The sequence below is a fragment of the Amycolatopsis sp. NPDC104819 genome, assembly GCF_055583145.1.
This window is the reverse complement of the sequence record NZ_JBVJON010000001.1, coordinates 36446-56364: the sequence shown is the minus strand read 5'-3', so window position 1 is coordinate 56364 and position 19919 is coordinate 36446. Positions and strand designations below refer to the sequence as shown.

The window sequence follows — 19919 nt, the reverse complement described above, 5'->3', positions numbered from 1 at the left end:
AGGGGGGGGGGGGGGGGGGGGGGGGGGGGGGGGGGGGGGGGGGGGGGAGGGGGGGGGGGGGGGGGGAGGGGGGGTGGGGGCGCACGCCAAACACCCCCCCACCACCGTCAACACCAGCGCGACGAGCGCCTTCCGCATCTAGTTGCTGCCTCCCGACTTGGCCGTGGCCTTGCGAGCCCGGATGGTCGCGCCCGCGCCGACGCCGAGGCCGATGGCGCCGACCAGCAGGCCGGCCCCGCCGAGCCAGCGGGCGGTGCTGTCGGACGTCGACGCGGCCGCCTGGGTCTGCTCACCGGTCGTCGACGCGGTGTTGGCATCCATAGTGCCGTGCGCGTCGCCCTCCGCGGCCTTCGCGGCCAGCTTGACCGCCGGCGCCGGGTGCTCCGGCTCCTCGCCGCCCGCCGGGGTCGGCTGGTTCCAGTCGACGACCTTGCCGTCGCTGTAGGTCTGGTGCGCCGGGAACTCGACCTCGTCGACGTTGGTGGGCAGCGGGCCGAAGCTGGCCTCGAACTCCTGGTAGTTCGTGGCGGACAGCTCGCTGCCCGGCTGTGCGGTCCACGTCACCGCCGTGACGGCTTCGGTGATCTCCGTGCCGTTGTCCTTCTTGACCGGGGTCGGCAGCTTGGACTTCGTCACGTCGGCGGTCCAGCCGGGAACCGGCTTGGTCCGGACCGACCCGATGCCGTAGTCGCCCTTGAAGTCGACGACGACCTTGGTGGTCTTGACGGGGTCCTTCTCCTCGCTCGGCACGCGGAACACGATCGCCGCGTAGCCGCCCTTCGTGGGCTGCGCGCCGTAGACGTTGGCGGTGACGTGCGCGGACGCGACGCCCGTGCCGAGGAGACCGGCGACACCGATGGTCGCGGCGAGGAAACCGGCGCGCTTGAAGACGTGCTGGGACATGGGTTCACTCCTGATGAACTCAAGAAAGGGGACCGGCGCGGTTCGGGGACCGGCCGGGCAAGGGGGACGAGCTGGGGTTCAGGAGTGGACGGGCGGGCCGCGCCGCCCGCGGATCCGGCGCAGGTCGACGCCGACGAGGTGGTCCGGGGCCGCGGTGCGGGCCGGGATCGGCGAAGGAGCGGCCGAAAGCACCGGCAACGGGGTGAGCAGCCGCGGCAGGATCGCGCGCAGCACGGCCAGCACCGTGAGCAGCGTCGCGTCCGCGCTGGCGAGCAGCAACGCCGTCAGCACGGTCGCGACGGCGTGCGCGGTGAGCATGCCGAGGCCGGTGCGGCCCGGCATCGTGTACATGTCGTGGTGGCCGGACAGCGTCGTGAGCAGCAGGTGCATCACGAGCTGGGCGGCGCCCAGCAGGGTGATCGTCGCGACGGTCCCGCGTGCCTTGCGGGCGAGCGCCGTCGCCGTCCAGCCGAACAGGCCGGTGAGCAGCACGGTCATCGCCGGGTCGGGCAGGCCGCCGTCGGCGATCCGGTGCGCGGTGACGGACAGCACCGCGGCGCACACGGCCAGCAACACACCGCGGGTAGCTCCGAGCACGGCGGGACGCCGTGCCGGACCGTTCATGAGGAGCAGCCTAGGTGACGCGCCACCGGGTGATCGCGCGATCCCGGCAAGTGAGCACACATGGAGTTCACGGCTGCCAGGCCGGATCGGTTCAGCGTTGTTGTTGCCGATCACGCCCGGATAAGGAACGGTGTCGGAATCAACGAGGCCGGGAACGGGGGTTTGGCTTCGGCGCACGGTGGGTATTGAGCCGTCGGTCAGGAGCTAGCCCGTTCGGGTGAAGCCTCACGGACGCGGGCGGGAGTGCGGACACGGATGAATCTCTTCGAGTACATCTCGGACCGGGCGAGCAAGTTGTGGCTGGAGGCCTACCTCCACACCAGCATGGTGGTGCAGTGCACGATCCTGGCGGCCGTCCTCGGCGTGCTGATCGGGGTCGCGGTCTACCGCAGCCCGATCGGGTCGGCCGTGGCCACCGCGCTGGCCAGCACGATCCTGACGGTTCCGTCGTTCGCCCTCCTGGGCCTGCTGATCCCGCTCTCCGGGCTCGGCCCGACGACGGCCGTGATCGCGCTGGTGCTGTACGGCCTCCTGCCGATCGTCCGGAACACCATCGTGGGGCTCGACGGCGTCGATCCGGCGATCACCGATGCCGCGCGCGGCATCGGGATGAGCCGCTTCGGCGTGCTCACGCGGGTCGAGCTGCGGCTGGCCTGGCCCGCGATCCTCACCGGGATGCGGGTCGCCACCCAGATGCTGATGGGCATCGCGGTGATCGCCGCCTACGCGAAGGGCCCCGGCTTCGGCGCCGAGGTCTTCTCCGGGCTCACGAACGCGGGGAGCACGAACTCCCTGAACCAAGCCGTCACCGGGACGGTCGGGGTGGTCATCCTCGCCCTGATCCTCGACGGCGTCTACGTCCTGATCAAGCGCTTCACCATCTCTAGGGGTGTCCGTGGCTGAGAACGAGGAAGTCTCCGGCGTCGAAATCGAACTGGAGCACGTGACCAAGCGGTACCCCGGCACGCGTGAGGCGGCGGTCGACGACTTCTCGATGGTCGTGCCGGCCGGCAAGATCGTGGTCTTCGTCGGCCCGTCGGGCTGCGGCAAGACCACCACGATGCGGATGATCAACCGGCTGGTCCAGCCGACGTCCGGCCGGATCACCATCGGCGGCGACGACGCGCTGAAGCTGGACGTCGACACCCTGCGCCGCCGGACCGGCTACGCGATCCAGCAGGCCGGGCTGTTCCCGCACTTCACCGTGTCGCAGAACATCGCGGTGGTCCCAGGCCTGCTGGGCTGGGACAAGAAGAAGGTCAACGACCGGGTCGAGGAGATGATGGACCTGGTCGGGCTCGACCCGGCCGACTTCCGCGACCGCTTCCCGCGCCAGCTCTCCGGTGGCCAGCAGCAGCGCGTCGGCGTAGCCCGCGCGCTGGCGGCCGACCCGCCGGTGCTGCTGATGGACGAGCCGTTCGGCGCGGTCGACCCGATCACCCGCGGCAACCTGCAGGACGAGCTGCTGCGGCTGCAGTCGGAGCTGAAGAAGACGATCGTCTTCGTCACGCACGACTTCGACGAGGCCGTGAAGCTCGGCGACAAGATCGCCGTGCTGGGCAACCAGTCGTCGATCATGCAGTACGACACACCCGAGGCGATCCTGGCGAACCCGGCCAACGACACGGTCGCGGGCTTCGTCGGCGCGGGCGCGTCGCTCAAGCAGCTGACGCTGCTGCGGGTGCGTGACGTCGAGCTGGCGCAGGACGCGCTGACGGCCGGCGTCGACGAGGACCCGGAGGAGCTGCGCAAGAAGCTCGAAGAGCAGCGCAAGCACTTCGCGCTCGTCCTCGACGCGCGTCGCCGTCCGACGCGCTGGGTGCACGCCCGCGACCTGCGGGCCGGGGCGTCGCTGGCCAACGCCGGCAAGCCGCTGCGCGACATCGTCAGCCTCCAGTCGACGCTGCAGGACGCGCTCGAGGCGATGCTCGCCGAGGGCGGTTCGGTGCCGGTGACCGGCGCGCGCGGCGAGTACGCGGGCACCATCCAGCTCGACACCGTCATCTCGACGATCCAGCAGCTGCGCGACGAGCACACGAACGGTGAGGAGGTGTCCGCATGACGGCTGCCGTCGATACCGGTTTCAGCACCGAGTCCGGCTCCAAACGCGCGGAACGCGTCCGGCTGTTCGCGCAGCCCGGCGTGGTCCTGCTGATCGTCGCGGTCACGCTGATCTGGGTGTTCTCCAGCGGCCTCACCGCGACCGAGAAGGAGACGCTCAACGCGTCGTCGCTGCTCACGGCGTTGTGGGACCACGTGCTGATGACGCTCGTGGTGACCGCGATCGTCGTGGTGGTCGCGGTGCCGCTCGGGGTGATCGTGACCCGGCCGTGGGCGCGGTTCCTCGCGCCGGTCTTCCTCGCGATCGCGAACATCGGCCAGGCCGCGCCCGCGCTCGGTGTGCTGGTGCTGTGGTTCATCGTCACCGGCGCGGTCGGCGGGCTGTGGGTGGCGGCGCTGCCGCTGGCCTTCTACTCGCTGCTGCCGGTGCTGCGGAACACGATGGTCGGCATCCAGCAGGTCGACCCGGCGCTGATCGACGCGGGCCGCGGCATCGGGATGTCGGCGAGCGCGGTGCTGTGGCGCGTCGAGCTGCCGCTGGCCGTCCCGCTGATCCTGGCCGGTCTGCGCACCTCGCTCGTGTTGGCGGTCGGCACCGCGACGTTCGGCATGTTCGTCAACGCCGGCGGGTTCGGGCTGCTCATCGACACCGGGTACAAGCTGAACCTGACCTCGGTCCTCGTCACCGGCTCGGTGCTGGCCGTCGCGCTGGCGCTGCTGGTGGACTGGCTGGGCGCGGTCGCGGAACAGTTCTTCGGACCGAAGGGGCTGCGATGAAACTCCGGCGTTTGACGGCGGCCCTCGGGGTGGCGGTGCTCGGCACGACGCTCTCGGCGTGCGGGCTCACGGTCAACCAGGGGGTGCCCTACGACATCCAGCCCGGCACGATCCAGCCGATCCCGTCGCTGCAGGGCCTGAAGGTGACGGTGGGGTCCAAGGACTTCACCGAGAACATCATCCTGGCGTACCTGTCGGAGATGGCGCTGACCGCGGCGGGCGCGGACGTCGTCGACCTGTCGGACATCAAGGGGTCCAACTCGTCGCGGCAGGCGCTGCTGTCCGGGCAGACCGACGTCACCTGGGAGTACACCGGCACCGGCTGGATCAACTACCAGGGCAACGAGCTCCCGGTGCCCGGCGGCGAGAAGGCGCAGTACGACGCGACGGCCAAGGCCGACGAGGAGAAGTTCGGCGTCAGCTGGCTGAACTACTCGCCGCTCAACGACCAGTACGCCTTCGCCGTCACCGAGGCGTACGGCGCGAAGAACAACCTGAAGACGACGTCGGACCTCGCGGCGTTCCTCAAGCAGAACCCGGACCAGAACCGGTTCTGCCTGGAGACCGAGTTCACCAGCCGCCAGGACGGCTTCCCGGCCGCGGTGAAGGCCTACGGCTTCCAGAACCCGAAGATCGAGAACTTCGGCATCGGCACGATCTACTCGGCGGTCGCGGGCGGCACCTGCCCGGTCGGCGAGGTGTTCACCACCGACGGCCGGATCTCCGGGCTGAACCTGCGGGTGCTCGAGGACGACAAGAAGGCGTTCCCGCAGTACAACGCGGTCCCGACGCTGCGCAAGGACTTCCTCGACGCGCACCCGGACATCCGCGGTCCGCTCGAGACGGTCGGCGCGGCGCTCGACAACGAGCAGATGGTCCAGCTCTGCAAGCAGGTCGACGTCGACGGCCAGGACGCGGGCAAGGTCGCCCACGACTGGATGGTCAAGAAGGGCTTCGTGAAGTAACAGCCAGACGACGAACGGCCCCGGCGCGCGCCGGGGCCGTTCGTCGTCTCCGGCTCAGATGCCCAGCCGGTGCAGCAGCTGGCCCTCCAGCCGTTCCAGCTCGCCGGCCACCGCCCGGTGGGCCGACTTGCGCCGGGCCGCCGGCATGCGCTCGGCCGCGCGGACCGTCGCCGACAGCTGCTCCAGCGTTCCGAGCGAGTCCTTCGCGAAGTCCTGGTCGGCCTTCGACGCCTTGTCGGACTTCTGCAGGTCACGGCAGCCTTCGGCGAGGCCGGCGATCCGCGCGTGCAGCGCCGCTCCGCGCCCGGTGTACTCGCCCAGCTTGTCGACCGCGACCCCGAGCTTGCGTGCCTGGTAGCGGTCGTACATCTCCCGCGCGGCGCCCGCCGCGCGCACCGCGTACGGCGCGACGACCGGGATCACGGCCGGGCCGAGCACCTTGGCCACCGCGACCGCGTTCTTCGCCTTCTTGGGGGTGAATCGGCCTTCACCCTCGACCTTGGCCTTGCGCGCCATGGCACCCTCCTGCGACGTGTCGAGGTCGAACTTACTGTGCGCCAGGGTGGCGGGCATGTCGGCTCGGCCGGGGGAATCTAGAGTGATCTCCATGAAGGGCGAGGTGGTACTCGACGCGGGAGCGGTCAGCCGCTGCCGGCGACGGGTGCACCTCGAGCACGACCCGACGATGCGCGAGGTGCCGCTGTCCCCGCCGGACCCCACGGCGCAGCAGCGGATCGCCGACGCCACCGCGCACCGCGAGGACATCGTCACCCGGCTGATGGCCGCCAACCCCGGCGCCTGGGTGAAGATCGGCCGTGACCTCCCGGCTCACGAGCGCGTCGAGCAGACCGAACGCGCTTTTGCCGCGGAGGCGCCCTACATCTGGGGCGCGCTGCTGCCGGTCGACCCGGCCGGGCACCGGCGCGGCGGCATCGACCTGCTCGTCCGCACCGGCCGCGGGTACGTCCCGGTGCTCGTCGTGCGCCACCGCATCACCGACCGCGGCGCCGGCGCGATCGTCACCGGGCCGACCGACCTCGACCCGGCGAACCGCGGCTCCGACGAGGGCCGCAAGGTCCGGTCGCAGCCGCGTGACCAGCTGCGGCTGGTGCACATCCGCCGCATGCTGCAGACGCTCGGGCAGGCCGACGAAAGCCTCGTCGTCGGCGGCGTGATCGGCCTCGACGCCGACGTCGTCGTCTGGCACGACCTCACGGCGGGCACCTGGCCGGGCGGGCGCAGCGCGCTCACCGAGTACCAGGTCCGGTTCGCCGACCGGCTCGCCATCGCCACCGCGGCCGCGAACGGCGAGGAGCCGCTGGCCGAGCCGTCGCGCGTGCTGGAGTGCCGCCGCTGCCCGTGGTGGCCGACGTGCGAAGCGCTGCTCACCGAAACCCGCGACGTCAGCCTGGTGGTCCGCGGGGAGGACGCGATGGAGCTGCGCCGCGCCGGCGTGTCCACTGTGGACGAGCTGGCGGCGCTCGACCCGGCGGGCGAGCCGCCGGCGGTGAACTGGACGGGCGTCACGTTCCCGGACGCCGTCGTGCTCGCCCGCGCCTGGCTGGCCGACCTGACGCTGGTCCGCCGCGTCGACCGGGTCGAGGTCCCGCGCGCCGACGTCGAGGTCGACGTCGACATGGAGAGCTTCGGCGACGCGGGCGCGTACCTCTGGGGCTGCCTGCTGAGTGGCGCCGACATCGGGCTGGAGCCGGGCTACCGCGCCTTCGCGACGTGGGACCCGCTGCCCACCGGCGACGAGGCGCGGTCCTTCGCGGAGTTCTGGGCGTGGCTCACGGACGTCCGCGAGCGCACCGAAGCGGCGGGCCTGACCTTCCGCGCGTACTGCTACAACGCGCTCGCCGAGAACCGCTGGCTCTTCGGTTCGGTCGAGCGTTTCGGCGACCACCCCGGGGTGCCCACGAAGAAGGCCATCCAGTCCTTTGTGGACTCCGAGGAGTGGGTCGACCTCTTCCGCAGTGTCACCGACCAGTTCCTCTGCTCCCACGGCAAGGGCCTGAAGGTGATCGCCCCGGTCGCCGGGTTCTCGTGGCGTGACCCCGAAGCGGGCGGCGAGGCGTCGATGCGCTGGTACCGCGACGCGGTCGGCATGGACGGCGAAATCCCGGACGACGGCCAGCGCGTGCGCCTGCTGCGCTACAACGAGGACGACGTCCTCGCGACCCGTGCCCTGCGCGAGTGGATCGACGCCCGGGCGCAGACCGAAGTCCCGTACATGTTCGATCTCTGAGTAGTTCGCCAACTAAGACACTTGTCTGTCGAGAGACATGTCGGTACAGTCGGCTTTTCTGAAGGTCTCCGTCAAGTACGAGTTCGCATCGGTGCTTGAACGGCTCGGCGAACGCGCCGAGGCGCAGTGCGCGCAGCTCGAGCAGGGCATCGATGCCTGGCGGCGCTACCACGAAACCGGCGAACTCCCGGACGACCTGGGGGAGTTCGGGGAGAGGTAGGAACCGATGGAGACGACCCGCAAGCACAAGGTGCCCGAGATGGAGGGCTTCCAGGCCCGCTGGTACGCCAAGAACCGCGGCACCGAGGCCCAGCTGAAGCAGTACCGCAAGCAGGCCGCCGAGGTGACGGCCGGGCTGCCGGCCGGCGCCGAGATCCTGGAAGTGGCGCCCGGTCCCGGGTTCTTCGCCCTCGAGCTGGCGAAGCTCGGCTTCCGCGTCACCGGGCTCGACATCAGCCACACGATGGTCGAGATCGCGCTCGACGAAGCCCGCAAGTCCGGTGTGGACGTCGCCTTCCGGCAGGGAGACGTGACCACCGCGCCGTTCGACGACGAGTCGTTCGACTTCCTGGTCTGCCAGGCCGCGTTCAAGAACTTCCGGCAGCCGGTGGCGGCGCTGAACGAGATGCACCGGCTGCTGCGGCCGGGCGGGTTCGCCGTGATCCACGACCTGAACCACGAAGCCACCGGCGCGGACATCCGGCGTGAGGTCGACGGGATGAACGTCGGCGCGGTCAGCGGGTTCACGGTCCGCCAGACGCTCGGCTGGCTGCGGCGGCGCGCGTTCACGCCGGCGCAGTTCCGGGAGCTGGCCGCCGAAAGCGCTTTCGGCGGCTGCTCGGTCACCGCCGACGGCGTCGGCCTGGAGGTTCGGCTGACCCGCTGACCGCGGCCGTCAGCGCGGGGCCATCCGGAGCGAGCCGTCCATGCGGACGACCTCGCCGTTCAGGTAGTCGTGGTCGATGAGCGACAGCGCGAGCTGCGCGTACTCGTCCGGCCGCGCGAGGCGCTTCGGGAACGGGATGCCGGCGGCGAGCGCCGCGCGGAACTCGTCGCTGACCGTCGCGAGCATCGGGGTGTCGACGATGCCCGGCGCGATGGTCAGCACCCGGATGCCGTGCGAGGCCAGGTCACGCGCGGCCGGCAGGGTCAGCCCGACGATCCCGCCCTTGGACGAGGAGTACGCGACCTGCCCGATCTGGCCGTCGTAGGCGGCGATCGACGCGGTGTTGATGATGACACCGCGGGCGTCGTCGGCCAGCGGCTCGGTCTTGGCGATGGCCTCGGCGGCGATCGTCAGGACGTTGAACGAGCCGACCAGGTTGATCTGGACGACCTTCGCGTACAGCGCGAGGTCGTGGCGGCCCTTCTTCGACAGGATCCGCGCGGACGGCCCGATGCCGGCGCAGTTCACCACGGTCCGCAGCGGCACGCCCGAGCCGGCCGCGGTCGCGACGGCGGCCTCGACCTGGTCGACGTCGGTCACGTCGGCTTCGACGTAGGTGATGCCCTCGACCTGCTCCGCCTGCTCGATCGACGGCGCCAGGTCCAGCGCGAACACCTTCGCGCCCTTGGCCGCGAGGGCCTGGGCCGTCGCCCCGCCGAGGCCGGACGCGCCCCCCGTGACGAGCGCGGCCGTGTCGGTGATCTGCATCTGTGCGTTCCTCTCCTGCGCGGGCTCCCGACACAGGTTAACGCTCGTTCGCACCGCTCATTTGTGTGCTCTCTCACCGCCCGCAAACTGCTGTTAACGCACCGCCGCGGTGTCGCGTGGAGTACTCACCCGTGTCCGGTTCCGTTAGCGCGGTGGTCAACTCCGGCTGTCACCTTCAGCACCATGACGCCAGCTCGGATCGTGGTGGTAGGAACCGGTTACGTCGGCTTGACCACAGGGGCCTCCCTGGCCAGTCTGGGTCATTACGTCACGTGCGTGGACGTCGACCGCGCGAAGGTTTCCCGGCTCGGCGCGGGCCGGGTCGACATCCTCGAACCGGGGCTGGCCGACCTGGTCGCCCGCGGCATCGCGGCCGGGCGCCTGCAGTTCGTCGTGGGCGCGCGGGACGCGGTCCGTGACGCGCAGGCGGTGTTCCTGTGCGTGCCGACGCCGATGGGCGCGGGCGGTTCCGCCGACCTGCGCGCGGTCGAGGCGGTGGCCGCCGAGATCGGCGACGTCCTGCCCGCCGGCTGCGCCCTGGTCACCAAGTCGACCGTGCCGGTCGGCACGTCGAAGCGGATCCAGGAGATGCTCGGCCGCACCGACGTCCCGGTGGTGTCGAACCCCGAGTTCCTCCGCGAGGGCACCGCGGTCGCGGACTTCCTGGGCCCGGACCGGATCGTCGTCGGCTCCGACGACCACGCCGCCGCGCAGTGGGTCGGCGAGCTGTACGCCGAGCTGGACGCGCCGGTCGTCGTCGCCGACGCGGCGAGCGCGGAGCTCGTGAAGTACGCCGCGAACTGCTACCTCGCGCTGAAGCTGTCCTACGTCAACTCGATCGCCGAGCTGTGCGAGCGGCTGGGCGCCGACATCAACCTCGTCACCGAGGGCATGGGGTACGACCGCCGGATCGGTCGGACGTTCCTCAAGCCGGGCCCGGGCTGGGGCGGCTCCTGCCTGCCCAAGGACACGAGCGCGCTGGTCAAGGTCGCCGAGTCGGTGCAGTACGACTTCAAGATGCTGACCTCGGCCATCGAGGAGAACATCGCCCAGCGCGACCGGATCGTCGCGAAGATCGCCGGCGCGGTCGGCGGCACACTGGCCGGGGCCCGGATCGGCGTGCTGGGCCTCGCCTTCAAGGCGGGCACCAACGACCTGCGCGACTCGCCCGCGCTCGCCGTCGCGTCGGTGCTGTGCGCGCTCGGCGCCGAGCTGGTCGCCTACGACCCGGCGGTCGACAGCGAGATCGACGGGATGACCGTGGTCGACGACGCCTACCAGGTCGCGAAGGACGCGGACGTGGTCGTGGTGCTGACCGAGTGGGCCGAGTTCAAGCACCTCGACTGGCGCGCGATGGCCGAGCTGATGGACGGCATCGACGTCGTCGACACGCGGAACCTGCTCGACCCGCGCACGGTCGTCGACGCCGGGCTGTCCTGGCAGGGTGTCGGGCGGCCGCGGGCGGCGGCGCGAATCAAGGTTTCCTGACGGCGCCGGGCTGGCTAGGCTCACCGTTCGTGCCAGTATCCGTATCCGTCGAACTCAACCATCTGATCGTCCCGTCCCGGAACAACCGGGAATCCGCCGAATTCTTCGCGAACCTGCTCGGCCTCGAAATCGGGGAAGAATGGGGTCCGTTCATTCCCGTCGAGACGCGCAACGGCGTCCGGCTGGACTTCGCGAGCATCCCCGAAGGCGACCTTCGCCTGCAGCACTACTGCTTCCTGGTCCCGGAAGACGACTTCGACGCCGTCTTCGCGCGGCTCGTCGAAACCGGCGTGACCTACCACGCCGATCCGCAGGGGAAGCAGGTCGGCGAAATCAACCACAACCACGGCGGCCGTGGGGTTTACTTCCTCGATCCCGGCGGCAACGGGATCGAAATCATCACGCAGCCGTACGAGCCGGAACGGCGTCGCCCGGCGTCCTGGTAGTTACCATCGGGGCATGTTCACGACGAGGCCGGAGCTGGCCGGCACCTTCGGGATGGTGGCATCAACGCACTGGCTGGCCTCGGCCACCGGGATGGCGGTGCTGGAAGACGGCGGCAACGCGTTCGACGCGGCGGTCGCCGCCGGGTTCGTCCTGCAGGTCGCCGAGCCGCACCTGTGCGGCCCGGCGGGCCAGGTGCCCGGCCTCTTCGTGACGGCGGACGACCCGACCCCGCGGGCACTGGCCGGTCAAGGCCCGTCGCCCGCGGGGGCCACCGCCGCGCATTTCGCGTCGCTGGGGCTCGACCTGATCCCCGGCAGCGGCCTGCTCCCGGCGACCGTCCCCGGCGCCTGGGACGGCTGGCTTCTGCTGCTTCGCGACTACGGCACGAAGTCGCTTCGCTCGGTGCTGTCGTACGCGATCGGCTACGCGCGCGACGGCGTCCCGCTGGTGTCGCGGGTGGGGGACACGATCAGCGCCGTCTCGCGGCTGTTCACCGAGCACTGGCCGACGTCGGCGGCGCTCTGGATGCCGGACGGCAAACCCGCGTCGGGCCTGCACCGGAACCCGACCTTGGCGGACACCTGGGAACGGCTCCTGAGCGAGGCGGAGTCCGTCTCGGGCCGTGAGGCGCAGCTCGACGCGGGACGTCGTGCCTGGTCACAGGGTTTTGTCGCGGAAGCGATCGAGGAGTTCAGCCGCACCGCGTTCCGCGACGACTCCGGCCGCGACCACGCGGGCCTGCTGACCGGCGACGACCTGGCGTCGTGGTCGGCGTCGTACGAGGACCCGGCGTTCGTGGACGTCGACGACTGGCGCCTGGTCAAGATGGGCGGCTGGACGCAGGGGCCGGCCCTGCTGCAGCAGGCGCTGCTGATGCACGGCTTCCGCGACGAGCTGTCCTTTGTGGACGGCGTGGCGTCGGAGCGCACGGTCCACTTGGCGACCGAAGCGGCGAAGCTCGCCTTCGCGGACCGCGAGGCGTGGTACGGCGACACGGACGTGCCGCTGGACGTGCTGCTCTCTGCTTCTTACACGGATTCCCGGCGGGCGCTGATCACCGATACGGCGTCTGACTCGCTTCGCCCCGGAGATGCTCGTGGCCCGGCCCGGCTCCCGGCGATCCTGGATTCTCTGCAGGGCGTGAAGGCCGAAGGCGGCGCGACGGGCGAGCCGACGATCGGCCCCCAGGGCCAGACCCGCGGCGACACGGTCCACCTCGACGTCGTCGACGCGGCGGGCAACCTGGTCTCGCTGACCCCGTCGGGCGGCTGGCTGCAGTCGAGCCCGACGATCCCGTCGCTGGGCTTCTGCCTGGATTCGCGCGGCCAGATGTTCTGGCTGGAGCAGGGCCTGCCGAACTCCCTGGCCCCGCGCAAGCGCCCGCGCATCACGCTGTCGCCGTCCCTGGCCCTGCGCGATGGAGTCCCGACGCTGGCGTTCGGCACCCCGGGAGGCGACCAGCAGGACCAGTGGCAGCTGTGTTTCTGGCTGGCCCACGTGTACGGCGGCCTGAACCTCCAGGAGTCGATCGACGCGCCCGCGTGGCACACAATGGCGTTCCCGAGCTCGTTCTACCCGCGCTCGTGGAACCCGCGGGAGCTGGTGGTGGAGTCCCGGCTGGGAGCGTCCACTTTGGACGCCCTGCGCGAGCGCGGCCACTCGGTGGTCGACGCCGGAGACTGGGCGCTGGGCCGCCTGTCAGCGGTTTCCCGCACCGACGGCCTCCTGCACGCGGCGGCCAACGCCCGCGGAATGCAGGGCTACGCCGCGGGTCGCTAGCTCGGCTGCTCCCAGAGCCAGAACTCGATGCCCTGGTTGTCCGTGCAGTCGGCCGTGAAGCCGTAGGGGTGGTTCTCGACCGCACCCGCCTGGCCGCCCTGCTCGCGGACCCGCGTCAGGGCGGCTTCCAGGTTGTCCACCGCGAACATCAGCTTCCAGCCGACCTGCCGGTCCGGGCCGCCCCAGAGGCCGCCCTCCAGGCCGTGGCCCTGGATGCTCCAGGCCGTCGGCTGCGAGCCCGCGGTGAACTCCCAGCCGAGCACCGCGCCGTAGAACGTCTTCGCCGGCTCGTCCTGCGGGACCTGGAACGTGAAGTACATGGCCTCGCCCTGCTTCGGCGAAGCAGCGGCGGCGGGCGCGGCCTGCGAAACGAGCCAGCGCTGGCCGAACGGGTCGCGGAACGCGCCGCCCCGGCCGTATGGCGAGTCGCTCACCGCGCGGATCAGCGTCGCGCCCAGCTCCAGGGCCCGGGAGACGCTGACGTCCGCGTTCGGCACCTCGACCCGTACCGACGCACCTCCTTCGCGGGGTGCGACGTGCCCGATCTCCGGGTGCTCCTCGGCGAGCATCAGGACGGCGTCGCCGATGGCCAGCTCGGCGTGCCCGACCTTGCCGTCCGGCATGACGATCGGGTCGCCGCGGCGGGTCGCGCCGAAGACGTCGACGTAGAAGTCGAGCGCGGCCCGGGCATCGGACACGGCGAGGTAGGGCGTCAGCGAGCGCAGTTCGGCCGCGGTCGCGGGGGCTTCGGTGGTGGTCATGTCGGCTCCGTTCAAGATGGCGCGACGCAGGTTGTCACGCAGTTCGGCGGCGAAGTCCGGGTCGGCCGCGACCCGCGCGGAGGGGCGGCGAAGCGCGTCGAAAGGCTCAGGCATCGCGACCCTCCTTCTCTTCGTAAGCACGCCGGAACGCGGCACGGGCCCGCACGAGCAACGCCTCGGTGGCGTGCACGCTGCGGCCCAGGTGGCCGGCGACCTCGGGCACCCCGAGGCCGTCGACGTAGCGCAGGGTCAACGCCGCCTGGTGGTGCGGCCCGAGCGATTCGAGCACCTGTCTCGCGCGCAGGGCGTCGAGCTGCTCGTCCCACGGGTCCTCGACGTCCGGCTCGCTGTCGTGCACCAGCCGCAGCCCGCGTTCCTCACGTTCTTTGCGCCGCCAGTGGTCGGCGAGCTTGTGCCGGGCGACGCCGATCAGCCACCCGGTGCTCACTGGAGGTGCGTACTCCTTGCGACAGGCGGCGACCGCCCCGAGGAACGTCTCGGACGTGAGCTCCTCGGCGAGCGTGCGGTCACCGCACCGGGACAGCAGGTACCCGTAGACCTCCGGCAGCGCGGTCTCGTAGAGCCCGAGCAGCGCGAAAGCCGGGTCCGGTCGTACCCGAGGTTCCGTCACACCCTCATCGTCGCTTGGCGGGCACCTTTTCCGACGGGTGAACCCGCGTCTTTTTCGGCGGCCAGTTCACCCGGATGGTGACAACGTGGTCACGCCGCCCGGGAAAGAGCCGGTAGACGCTGACGACGAAGGTCCCCGGCCGAGCCCGCTTCCGCGACAGGTAGTCGTGCGCGCAGGCCGTCCCGTACCGGACGGTCCACCCCTGGTACCGATCACTGCGGTGCTCCAGCACGAACCCCATGTCATCGACGAGTTCGGTGTATTCGTGCACCCGCCCGTCCTCGGCATCGCGCCGGTACTCGAGCTCGTGGGGGTAGCCGTACCTGTCCATGACCTGCAGGTTCGCGTTCCGACCCCAGGTGCGGACGCCCGAAAGTGGGAATCCCACGGGAGTGGTTGCGCTCCTACGATCGCCGTGGAGGTGATCGAGTGCCGCGACCCAGCAGGCCACCCTTCCCGCGACGGCAGGTCGGCCGCTCGCTGCGGAGGTTACGGGAGCGAGCGGGCCTGACCCAAGAGGAAGCGGGCCGTCCGATCCGAATCTCGAAGTCGAAGCTCAGCCGCATCGAGCAGGGCCACCTACCCGGTTACAACGACTTCCTTGCGCTGCTCGATCGCTACGGCGTGCTCGCCTCCGAGTACGACGACTACGTCGAAGCGTTCGATGAAGCCAAAGAAGCGAGCATGCGTTCCGGAAAGCTGCCTCGCGACTTTGGTTACGTGAGCGCCGAAGCCAGTGCCTGCCGCAAGCGGGAGGTCGAAGCGGGGCTCGTGCCCGGGCTACTGCAGACCGAGGCATACGCGCGCCGAGTGTTTGCGGGATCGGCTGTTCCGTGGACCGATGCGCAGATTGCCGAACTGGTCGGTGTGCGGATGCAGCGTCAGCGGCGGCTGGTCGACGATCCGGACTTCCGGGTGCAGCTGATCATCGGCGAGTCCGCTTTGCGCGTTCCATGGTGCGATCGGCCGCAGCTGGAAAAGATCATCGAGCAGACTGTGTTGCCGAACGTCGCGGTCCAGGTCGTGCCCCTCGCGGCCGGACCGCACGTCGGGCTGGAGGGTGGCTACACGATTCTCGACTTTCCCGATCCCGAGGAGCCTGGGCTGGTGTACCTGGCAGGCGGCTTCGGAGCGATCCACCTGGAGCGGCCCAAGGACATCGCCGAGGCTCGTATGCAGTTCAAGCACCTGACCAAGGTCGCCCTCGACGAGGCCGCCTCGATCGAGTTCCTGAAGCGGCTCGCGGTCGGCGCGGAGCCGGGCTGAACCCGGCTCCGCCGCCGTCACACCCGGGGGTCCGGCAACCGCCGCGCGGTGACAGCCACGATCACCGCCAGCGCCGCCACCAGCCCGATCACCAGGGCAAACGCGTCCCGGGTCCCCATCGAACCCGACAGCGCCGCGTACAAACTCCCCAACGTCGCCACACCCAGCGCCAGCGACGTCTGCTGATTGGTCGTCATCACCCCGGACCCGACCCCGGCCAGATCCGTGGGCACGTGCGAAAGCACGATCCGGAACAGCGTCGTCATCGCCAGCGCGTTCCCCACACCGATCGCCACCATCGACGGCGCCAGGTCCAACACCGTCACGTGCGGCCACGTCGACAGCGTCGTGCACAGCAGCGCCACCATGCCCACCGCCGTGATCGCGCCGCCGATCGGGACCACCTTCTGGCCGTACCGCGCCACCAGCCTGCTGCTGAGCATCGACACCGTGAAGTACGCGACCGCCAGCGGCGTCAGCGCGGCGCCCGCGCCCAGCGGCCCGAAGTGCAGGCCCTCCTGGAGCGTCATCGCGAACACGAACATGAACGAGCCGAACGCGCCGAAGAACGGGATCGCCACCATCAGCCCGCTGCGCACACTCGGCAGCCGCATCACCGACGGCGGCAGCAGCGGCGTTCCGCCGTTCCGCTCCAGCCGCCGCTCCACGTGGACAAACGCCGCGGCCGACACCGGTGACAGCGCCAGCAGCACGATCGACCACACCGGCCAGCCCAGTGCTCGCCCCTCCATCAGCGGGACCAGCAGCGACAGCAGGGTCGTCGCCAGCAACGCCGTGCCGAGGCGGTCGACGCCCAGCGGGTTGTGCGCGCGGCTTTCCGGCAGCCGCCGGGCCAGCACCAGGACCACCAGGCCGATCGGCACGTTCACCAAGAAGATCGGTCGCCAGCCGGTGCCGAACAGGTTCGCCGCCACCAAGGCGCCGCCGGCCAGCTGGCCGACGACCGTCGAGAGGCCGCCCGTGGCGCCGTACAAGCCCAGGGCCCGGGAACGCTCTTCGCCGGACGTCGTCGCCTGGATGATCGAGAGCACCTGCGGCAGCAGCAACGCCGACGCCGCCCCCTGCGCGGCGCGGGCGATCACCAGCGTGGTCGCCGTCGGGGCGATTCCGCAGGCCAGGGACGTCAGCGTGAACAGCCACAGGCCCGCGAAGAACAGCCGCCGGCGGCCGAACGAGTCGCCGAGGCGGCCGCCGACCACCAGCAGCACCGCGTACGCGATTCCGTACGCAGCCACCACCAGTTCCAGGGTCGCGGTGGACGCGTGGAGGTCGGCATCGATCGTCGGCAGCGCGACGTTGACGATGAAGAAGTCGATGATCGGCAGTGCCGCCCCCAGCAGCACAGTGACCAGGCCGGCGGGGGTCAGTCCCGGCCGGGCCGGGGCGCCGAGGGTGCTCGGCGCGAGTTGAGTCGTGGTCATGACTACTACGATCGACCTGATTCCAAACTAGTACCAGTTGCTGTTTATCCAGGTACCGTCACTACCTGGTACCAGTTTCGGGGGCGTGCGATCCTGGCACTATGACCACCGCCGTCGAATCCGAGCTTCGCCGCCAGGAACTCGCGAGGTTCCTGCGCAGCCGGCGTGAGCGGATCACGCCCGAGCAGGTCGGCCTCCCGATCATGGGCCGCCGCCGGACGCCGGGGCTGCGCCGCGAAGAGGTCGCGCAGCTCGCCGGGGTCGGGGTCACCTGGTACACGTGGCTCGAGCAGGGCCGCGACATCAACGCGTCCGAGCAGGTGCTGCAGGCGATCGCCCGCACGCTGCGGCTCGACCCGCACGAGCACACCCACCTCTTCCGCCTGGCCGGCGCACCCGAGCCGGAGAGCGAGAAGGACTGCCAGGTCATCTCGCCGCAGCTGGAGCTGATGCTGAAGAAGCTGGAGCCGTACCCGGTCGCGGTGCGCAACGCCCGCTGCGACCTGCTCGGCTACAACCGCGGCTACAGCTGGCTGATGGGCGACGTCGACGCGATCCCGTTCGAGGATCGCAACACCCTGGTCCAGTGCCTGCTCAACCCGCAGTGGCGCGAGCGCATGCTCGACTGGGAGACGAACATCCCGCGCGTGATCGCGTCCTTCCGCGCGGCGATGGCCGAGCACGTCGCCGAGCCGGCGTGGAAGCAGCTGGTCAAGCGGCTCAAGGCGGAGTCGCCGCTGTTCGCCGAGCTCTGGCCGCACCACGACGTCAACTCCGAGCCGATCCGCACCAAGCGGTACCTGCACCCGGACGTCGGGCTGCTGCAGTTCAACTTCACCTACCTCTACTACGGCCGCCGCTCGGAGATCACGGTCTCGACGTACACCCCGGCCGACGAGGAGACGGCGGCGAAGCTCCCGCTCATGTTCGACTGACGACGTACGCGGACTGTCGCTCCGTGACGGACGCGCCGACCCGCCACGACCGGTAGTTTTCGCGGCATGAGATGGCAGCCGGGCTGGTCCCCGTGGGTGGGGCGCGTGGTGCGCACCATCGTCGTCACGGGGTTCGTGCTCGGGGCGACCAGTGGGGCGTCGCGGTGGGATCCCGCCGCGCCGCCGATGACGACCGGCGCCCTCCTGTGGCTGCTCGCCACCACGCTGACGCTGCTGGTCGTCCACCGCTTCCCGCTGACGCTCTTTCTGGCGACGGCCGCGTCCGCGTTCGGTTACTACGCCTCGGGGTTGCCCGGCGGGCCGGTGATCATCGTGCCGACCATCGCCCTGTTCCTGCTCACCCGGCAGCGCGGCCCGGTCACCGCCGGGATCGCCGGGGCCGCCGCGCTGACCGTGGCCTACCTGGCGCACGTGGTGACGTCGGGGTCGTTCACGCTGGCGGTCGGCGCCGGGTTCGTCGTCGTGTGGCTGGTGGCCGTCATCGGGATCGGCACCGCCGTCCGGTACCAGCTCGACGCGCTCGCCGCCCGCCGCGAGCAGGCCGACGAGCACCGGCACCGGCTCGCCGAGCAGGAACGGCTGCGGATCGCGCGGGAGGTGCACGACGTCGTCGCGCACAGCCTCGCCATGATCAACGTCCAGGCGGGGGTCGCCGCGCACGTCGCCGACCGGCGGCCCGAGCAGGCGAAAGAGGCGCTGCTCAACATCAAGGAGGCCAGCGCGTCCGCGCTCAAGGACCTGCGCGCGACCCTGGCCGTGCTGCGCTCCGGTGAGGACAAGGCGCCCGCACCGAGCCTCGCCCAAGCCGCCGAGCTGCTGGCCCATGCGCGTGACGCCGGGCTCGTCGTCGACGTCCACGGCGAGCCCGGCGACCTCCCCGCACCGGTCGACGCCGCGGGCTACCGGATCCTGCAGGAGTCGCTGACCAACGTCGTCCGGCACGCCGACCAGCCGAAACACGTCGACGTCCGGTTCGAGCGCAAGCCGGGCGCCTTCACGCTCCGGGTGCGTGACGACGGCCGCGGCACCGCGCAGCCGACACCGGGCCACGGCCTGCGGGGCATGAGCGAACGCGCCGCCGCGCTCGGCGGCCGGTGCACCGCCGGGCCGGTCGACGGCGGGTTCGAAGTGCGTGTCGAGCTACCGATCGAGGGGGAAGCATGATCCGCGTCCTGCTGGCCGACGACCAGGTCCTGGTCCGCGCCGGGTTCCGCGTGCTGCTGGAGACCGAAGACGGCTTCGAGGTCTGCGGCGAGGCGGGCGACGGCGAGCAGGCCGTGGCCGGCGCGATCGAGCACCGGCCGGACATCGTGGTGATGGACATCCGGATGCCGGGCGTCGACGGCCTCGAGGCGACCCGCCGGATCACCGCGAACCCCGACCTCGCCGGGACGAAGGTGCTGGTCCTGACCACCTTCGACGTCGACGAGTACGTCTACGAAGCCCTGCGCGCGGGCGCCAGCGGGTTCCTGCTGAAGGACACCGAGCCGGTCGAGCTGCTGCACGCGCTGCGCGTCGTCATGAGCGGCGAGGCGCTGCTGGCGCCGACCGTGACGCGCCGGCTGATCCAGGAGTTCGTCGGCCGCCCGGAGAACCGGAGCATCAACACGAGCGCCGTCCGGGAGATCACCGACCGCGAACGCGAGGTGCTCGGGCTGGTGGCGGGCGGTATGTCGAACGACGAAATCGCCGCCCACCTGGTGATCTCGACGGCGACGGCCCGCACGCACGTGAGCCGCATCATGACGAAGATCGGCGCGCGCGACCGGGCACAGCTGGTCGTGCTGGCCTACGAGTCGGGTCTGGTCAGACCCCGTCGCCCCGCCTGACGCGGCGGACGACGCGCACGGCGCGGACCAGGAACACGAGCGCGAGGACCGCGACCAGGCAGATCCAGACCATGGTGCCTCCTCTCCC

Annotated in this window: 22 protein-coding genes; 14 read left to right on the top strand and 8 right to left on the bottom strand. The window is 70.9% G+C overall.

From position 1 onward, the window contains the following. Positions 1 to 138: 138 nt before the first annotated feature. Together ACZ63E_RS00265 and ACZ63E_RS00260 are read right to left on the bottom strand one after the other, a co-directional pair. Positions 139 to 903 carry a YcnI family copper-binding membrane protein gene (locus ACZ63E_RS00265; protein ID WP_465333141.1) on the bottom strand — a complete coding sequence of 255 codons (765 nt, stop codon included), beginning with the start codon at positions 901 to 903 and terminating at the stop codon, positions 139 to 141. A 78-nt stretch (positions 904 to 981) separates the two neighbouring features. Beyond that, a complete protein-coding gene (locus ACZ63E_RS00260) occupies positions 982 to 1476 on the bottom strand; it encodes a hypothetical protein (RefSeq protein ID WP_465334320.1) in 495 nt (164 codons plus the stop codon). A 306-nt stretch (positions 1477 to 1782) separates the two neighbouring features. Between ACZ63E_RS00260 and ACZ63E_RS00255 the strand changes: the two genes are divergently transcribed. Genes ACZ63E_RS00255 through ACZ63E_RS00240 form a run of 4 tightly spaced genes read left to right on the top strand, consistent with a single transcriptional unit; the run spans position 1783 to position 5330 of the window. Then, a complete protein-coding gene (locus ACZ63E_RS00255) occupies positions 1783 to 2430 on the top strand; it encodes an ABC transporter permease (RefSeq protein ID WP_465333140.1) in 648 nt (215 codons plus the stop codon). After that, complete coding sequence (locus ACZ63E_RS00250) at positions 2423 to 3589, top strand: ABC transporter ATP-binding protein (RefSeq protein WP_465333139.1); 1167 nt, start codon at positions 2423 to 2425, stop codon at positions 3587 to 3589. The genes ACZ63E_RS00255 and ACZ63E_RS00250 overlap by 8 nt, the downstream gene beginning before the upstream one ends. Further along, entirely contained in the window at positions 3586 to 4365 is a 780-nt protein-coding gene (locus ACZ63E_RS00245) for an ABC transporter permease (protein WP_465333137.1), read from the top strand. The genes ACZ63E_RS00250 and ACZ63E_RS00245 overlap by 4 nt, the downstream gene beginning before the upstream one ends. After that, positions 4362 to 5330, top strand: a complete 969-nt coding sequence (locus ACZ63E_RS00240; RefSeq protein WP_465333136.1) for a glycine betaine ABC transporter substrate-binding protein — start codon at positions 4362 to 4364, stop codon at positions 5328 to 5330. Before ACZ63E_RS00245 ends, ACZ63E_RS00240 begins: the two co-directional genes overlap by 4 nt. 54 nt (positions 5331 to 5384) lie before the next feature. Here ACZ63E_RS00240 and ACZ63E_RS00235 read toward each other — a convergent pair whose 3' ends face one another. Continuing rightward, the gene (locus tag ACZ63E_RS00235) at positions 5385 to 5846 is read right to left on the bottom strand and encodes a DUF6474 family protein (RefSeq protein WP_465334319.1); all 462 of its coding nucleotides are present in this window, start codon (positions 5844 to 5846) and stop codon (positions 5385 to 5387) included. A gap of 91 nt (positions 5847 to 5937) precedes the next feature. Here ACZ63E_RS00235 and ACZ63E_RS00230 point away from each other — a divergent pair, with 91 nt between their 5' ends. The 3 genes from ACZ63E_RS00230 to ACZ63E_RS00220 are packed head-to-tail and all read left to right on the top strand — an operon-like array spanning position 5938 to position 8464. Next, positions 5938 to 7578 carry a TM0106 family RecB-like putative nuclease gene (locus ACZ63E_RS00230; RefSeq protein ID WP_465333134.1) on the top strand — a complete coding sequence of 547 codons (1641 nt, stop codon included), beginning with the start codon at positions 5938 to 5940 and terminating at the stop codon, positions 7576 to 7578. A gap of 37 nt (positions 7579 to 7615) precedes the next feature. Then, positions 7616 to 7798, top strand: coding sequence for a hypothetical protein (locus tag ACZ63E_RS00225; protein WP_465333133.1), 183 nt, complete (start codon positions 7616 to 7618; stop codon positions 7796 to 7798). A gap of 6 nt (positions 7799 to 7804) precedes the next feature. Beyond that, the gene (locus ACZ63E_RS00220; protein WP_465333132.1) at positions 7805 to 8464 is read left to right on the top strand and encodes a class I SAM-dependent methyltransferase; all 660 of its coding nucleotides are present in this window, start codon (positions 7805 to 7807) and stop codon (positions 8462 to 8464) included. 9 nt (positions 8465 to 8473) lie between these two features. Here the strand turns inward: ACZ63E_RS00220 and ACZ63E_RS00215 are convergent, their stop codons facing one another. Then, positions 8474 to 9232 (bottom strand): SDR family NAD(P)-dependent oxidoreductase, encoded by a 759-nt coding sequence (locus tag ACZ63E_RS00215; protein ID WP_465333131.1) that lies wholly within the window; start codon positions 9230 to 9232, stop codon positions 8474 to 8476. A 183-nt stretch (positions 9233 to 9415) separates the two neighbouring features. Between ACZ63E_RS00215 and ACZ63E_RS00210 the strand changes: the two genes are divergently transcribed. From ACZ63E_RS00210 to ACZ63E_RS00200, 3 genes are read left to right on the top strand one after another with little or no spacing between them, the layout of a single operon-like run. After that, positions 9416 to 10720 (top strand): UDP-glucose dehydrogenase family protein, encoded by a 1305-nt coding sequence (locus ACZ63E_RS00210; protein ID WP_465333130.1) that lies wholly within the window; start codon positions 9416 to 9418, stop codon positions 10718 to 10720. Positions 10721 to 10749: 29 nt separating this feature from the next. Further along, the gene (locus tag ACZ63E_RS00205) at positions 10750 to 11166 is read left to right on the top strand and encodes a VOC family protein (RefSeq protein ID WP_465333129.1); all 417 of its coding nucleotides are present in this window, start codon (positions 10750 to 10752) and stop codon (positions 11164 to 11166) included. 13 nt (positions 11167 to 11179) lie between these two features. Further along, on the top strand, positions 11180 to 12946 hold the full coding sequence (locus ACZ63E_RS00200; RefSeq protein ID WP_465333128.1) for a gamma-glutamyltransferase family protein: 1767 nt from the start codon (positions 11180 to 11182) through the stop codon (positions 12944 to 12946). Here the strand turns inward: ACZ63E_RS00200 and ACZ63E_RS00195 are convergent. From ACZ63E_RS00195 to ACZ63E_RS00185, 3 genes are read right to left on the bottom strand one after another with little or no spacing between them, the layout of a single operon-like run. Next, positions 12943 to 13821, bottom strand: coding sequence for a VOC family protein (locus ACZ63E_RS00195; RefSeq protein ID WP_465333126.1), 879 nt, complete (start codon positions 13819 to 13821; stop codon positions 12943 to 12945). The genes ACZ63E_RS00200 and ACZ63E_RS00195 overlap by 4 nt on opposite strands. Continuing rightward, positions 13814 to 14338 carry an RNA polymerase sigma factor gene (locus tag ACZ63E_RS00190; RefSeq protein WP_465333125.1) on the bottom strand — a complete coding sequence of 175 codons (525 nt, stop codon included), beginning with the start codon at positions 14336 to 14338 and terminating at the stop codon, positions 13814 to 13816. Before ACZ63E_RS00190 ends, ACZ63E_RS00195 begins: the two co-directional genes overlap by 8 nt. 4 nt (positions 14339 to 14342) lie before the next feature. Continuing rightward, a complete protein-coding gene (locus ACZ63E_RS00185) occupies positions 14343 to 14669 on the bottom strand; it encodes a hypothetical protein (RefSeq protein ID WP_465333124.1) in 327 nt (108 codons plus the stop codon). A 98-nt stretch (positions 14670 to 14767) separates the two neighbouring features. Here ACZ63E_RS00185 and ACZ63E_RS00180 point away from each other — a divergent pair, with 98 nt between their 5' ends. Next, positions 14768 to 15604 (top strand): helix-turn-helix domain-containing protein, encoded by an 837-nt coding sequence (locus ACZ63E_RS00180; RefSeq protein WP_465333122.1) that lies wholly within the window; start codon positions 14768 to 14770, stop codon positions 15602 to 15604. 17 nt (positions 15605 to 15621) lie between these two features. Here ACZ63E_RS00180 and ACZ63E_RS00175 read toward each other — a convergent pair whose 3' ends face one another. Further along, positions 15622 to 17046, bottom strand: a complete 1425-nt coding sequence (locus ACZ63E_RS00175) for an MFS transporter (RefSeq protein ID WP_465333121.1) — start codon at positions 17044 to 17046, stop codon at positions 15622 to 15624. A 101-nt stretch (positions 17047 to 17147) separates the two neighbouring features. On the opposite strand from ACZ63E_RS00175, the gene ACZ63E_RS00170 reads away from it, so the two are divergent. The 3 genes from ACZ63E_RS00170 to ACZ63E_RS00160 all read left to right on the top strand — a co-directional run bounded on the left by ACZ63E_RS00170 (position 17148) and on the right by ACZ63E_RS00160 (position 19831). Further along, the gene (locus ACZ63E_RS00170) at positions 17148 to 17981 is read left to right on the top strand and encodes a helix-turn-helix transcriptional regulator (protein WP_465333120.1); all 834 of its coding nucleotides are present in this window, start codon (positions 17148 to 17150) and stop codon (positions 17979 to 17981) included. 66 nt (positions 17982 to 18047) lie between these two features. Beyond that, the gene (locus tag ACZ63E_RS00165) at positions 18048 to 19166 is read left to right on the top strand and encodes a sensor histidine kinase (protein ID WP_465333118.1); all 1119 of its coding nucleotides are present in this window, start codon (positions 18048 to 18050) and stop codon (positions 19164 to 19166) included. After that, positions 19163 to 19831, top strand: a complete 669-nt coding sequence (locus ACZ63E_RS00160; protein ID WP_465333117.1) for a response regulator transcription factor — start codon at positions 19163 to 19165, stop codon at positions 19829 to 19831. The genes ACZ63E_RS00165 and ACZ63E_RS00160 overlap by 4 nt, the downstream gene beginning before the upstream one ends. Positions 19832 to 19919: the final 88 nt, after the last annotated feature.

Excerpts from the sequence above, each read along its gene's own strand:
- ACZ63E_RS00225 (WP_465333133.1), top strand. The coding sequence starts at position 7,616 with ATGTCGGTACAGTCGGCTTTTCTGAAGGTCTCCGTCAAGTACGAGTTC.
- ACZ63E_RS00265 (WP_465333141.1), bottom strand. The coding sequence starts at position 903 with ATGTCCCAGCACGTCTTCAAGCGCGCCGGTTTCCTCGCCGCGACCATC.
- ACZ63E_RS00240 (WP_465333136.1), top strand. The coding sequence starts at position 4,362 with ATGAAACTCCGGCGTTTGACGGCGGCCCTCGGGGTGGCGGTGCTCGGC.
- ACZ63E_RS00245 (WP_465333137.1), top strand. The coding sequence starts at position 3,586 with ATGACGGCTGCCGTCGATACCGGTTTCAGCACCGAGTCCGGCTCCAAA.
- ACZ63E_RS00185 (WP_465333124.1), bottom strand. The coding sequence starts at position 14,669 with ATGGACAGGTACGGCTACCCCCACGAGCTCGAGTACCGGCGCGATGCC.
- ACZ63E_RS00210 (WP_465333130.1), top strand. The coding sequence starts at position 9,416 with ATGACGCCAGCTCGGATCGTGGTGGTAGGAACCGGTTACGTCGGCTTG.
- ACZ63E_RS00220 (WP_465333132.1), top strand. The coding sequence starts at position 7,805 with ATGGAGACGACCCGCAAGCACAAGGTGCCCGAGATGGAGGGCTTCCAG.
- ACZ63E_RS00200 (WP_465333128.1), top strand. The coding sequence starts at position 11,180 with ATGTTCACGACGAGGCCGGAGCTGGCCGGCACCTTCGGGATGGTGGCA.
- ACZ63E_RS00235 (WP_465334319.1), bottom strand. The coding sequence starts at position 5,846 with ATGGCGCGCAAGGCCAAGGTCGAGGGTGAAGGCCGATTCACCCCCAAG.
- ACZ63E_RS00160 (WP_465333117.1), top strand. The coding sequence starts at position 19,163 with ATGATCCGCGTCCTGCTGGCCGACGACCAGGTCCTGGTCCGCGCCGGG.
- ACZ63E_RS00195 (WP_465333126.1), bottom strand. The coding sequence starts at position 13,821 with ATGCCTGAGCCTTTCGACGCGCTTCGCCGCCCCTCCGCGCGGGTCGCG.
- ACZ63E_RS00255 (WP_465333140.1), top strand. The coding sequence starts at position 1,783 with ATGAATCTCTTCGAGTACATCTCGGACCGGGCGAGCAAGTTGTGGCTG.
- ACZ63E_RS00230 (WP_465333134.1), top strand. The coding sequence starts at position 5,938 with ATGAAGGGCGAGGTGGTACTCGACGCGGGAGCGGTCAGCCGCTGCCGG.
- ACZ63E_RS00165 (WP_465333118.1), top strand. The coding sequence starts at position 18,048 with ATGAGATGGCAGCCGGGCTGGTCCCCGTGGGTGGGGCGCGTGGTGCGC.
- ACZ63E_RS00175 (WP_465333121.1), bottom strand. The coding sequence starts at position 17,046 with ATGACCACGACTCAACTCGCGCCGAGCACCCTCGGCGCCCCGGCCCGG.
- ACZ63E_RS00170 (WP_465333120.1), top strand. The coding sequence starts at position 17,148 with ATGACCACCGCCGTCGAATCCGAGCTTCGCCGCCAGGAACTCGCGAGG.
- ACZ63E_RS00215 (WP_465333131.1), bottom strand. The coding sequence starts at position 9,232 with ATGCAGATCACCGACACGGCCGCGCTCGTCACGGGGGGCGCGTCCGGC.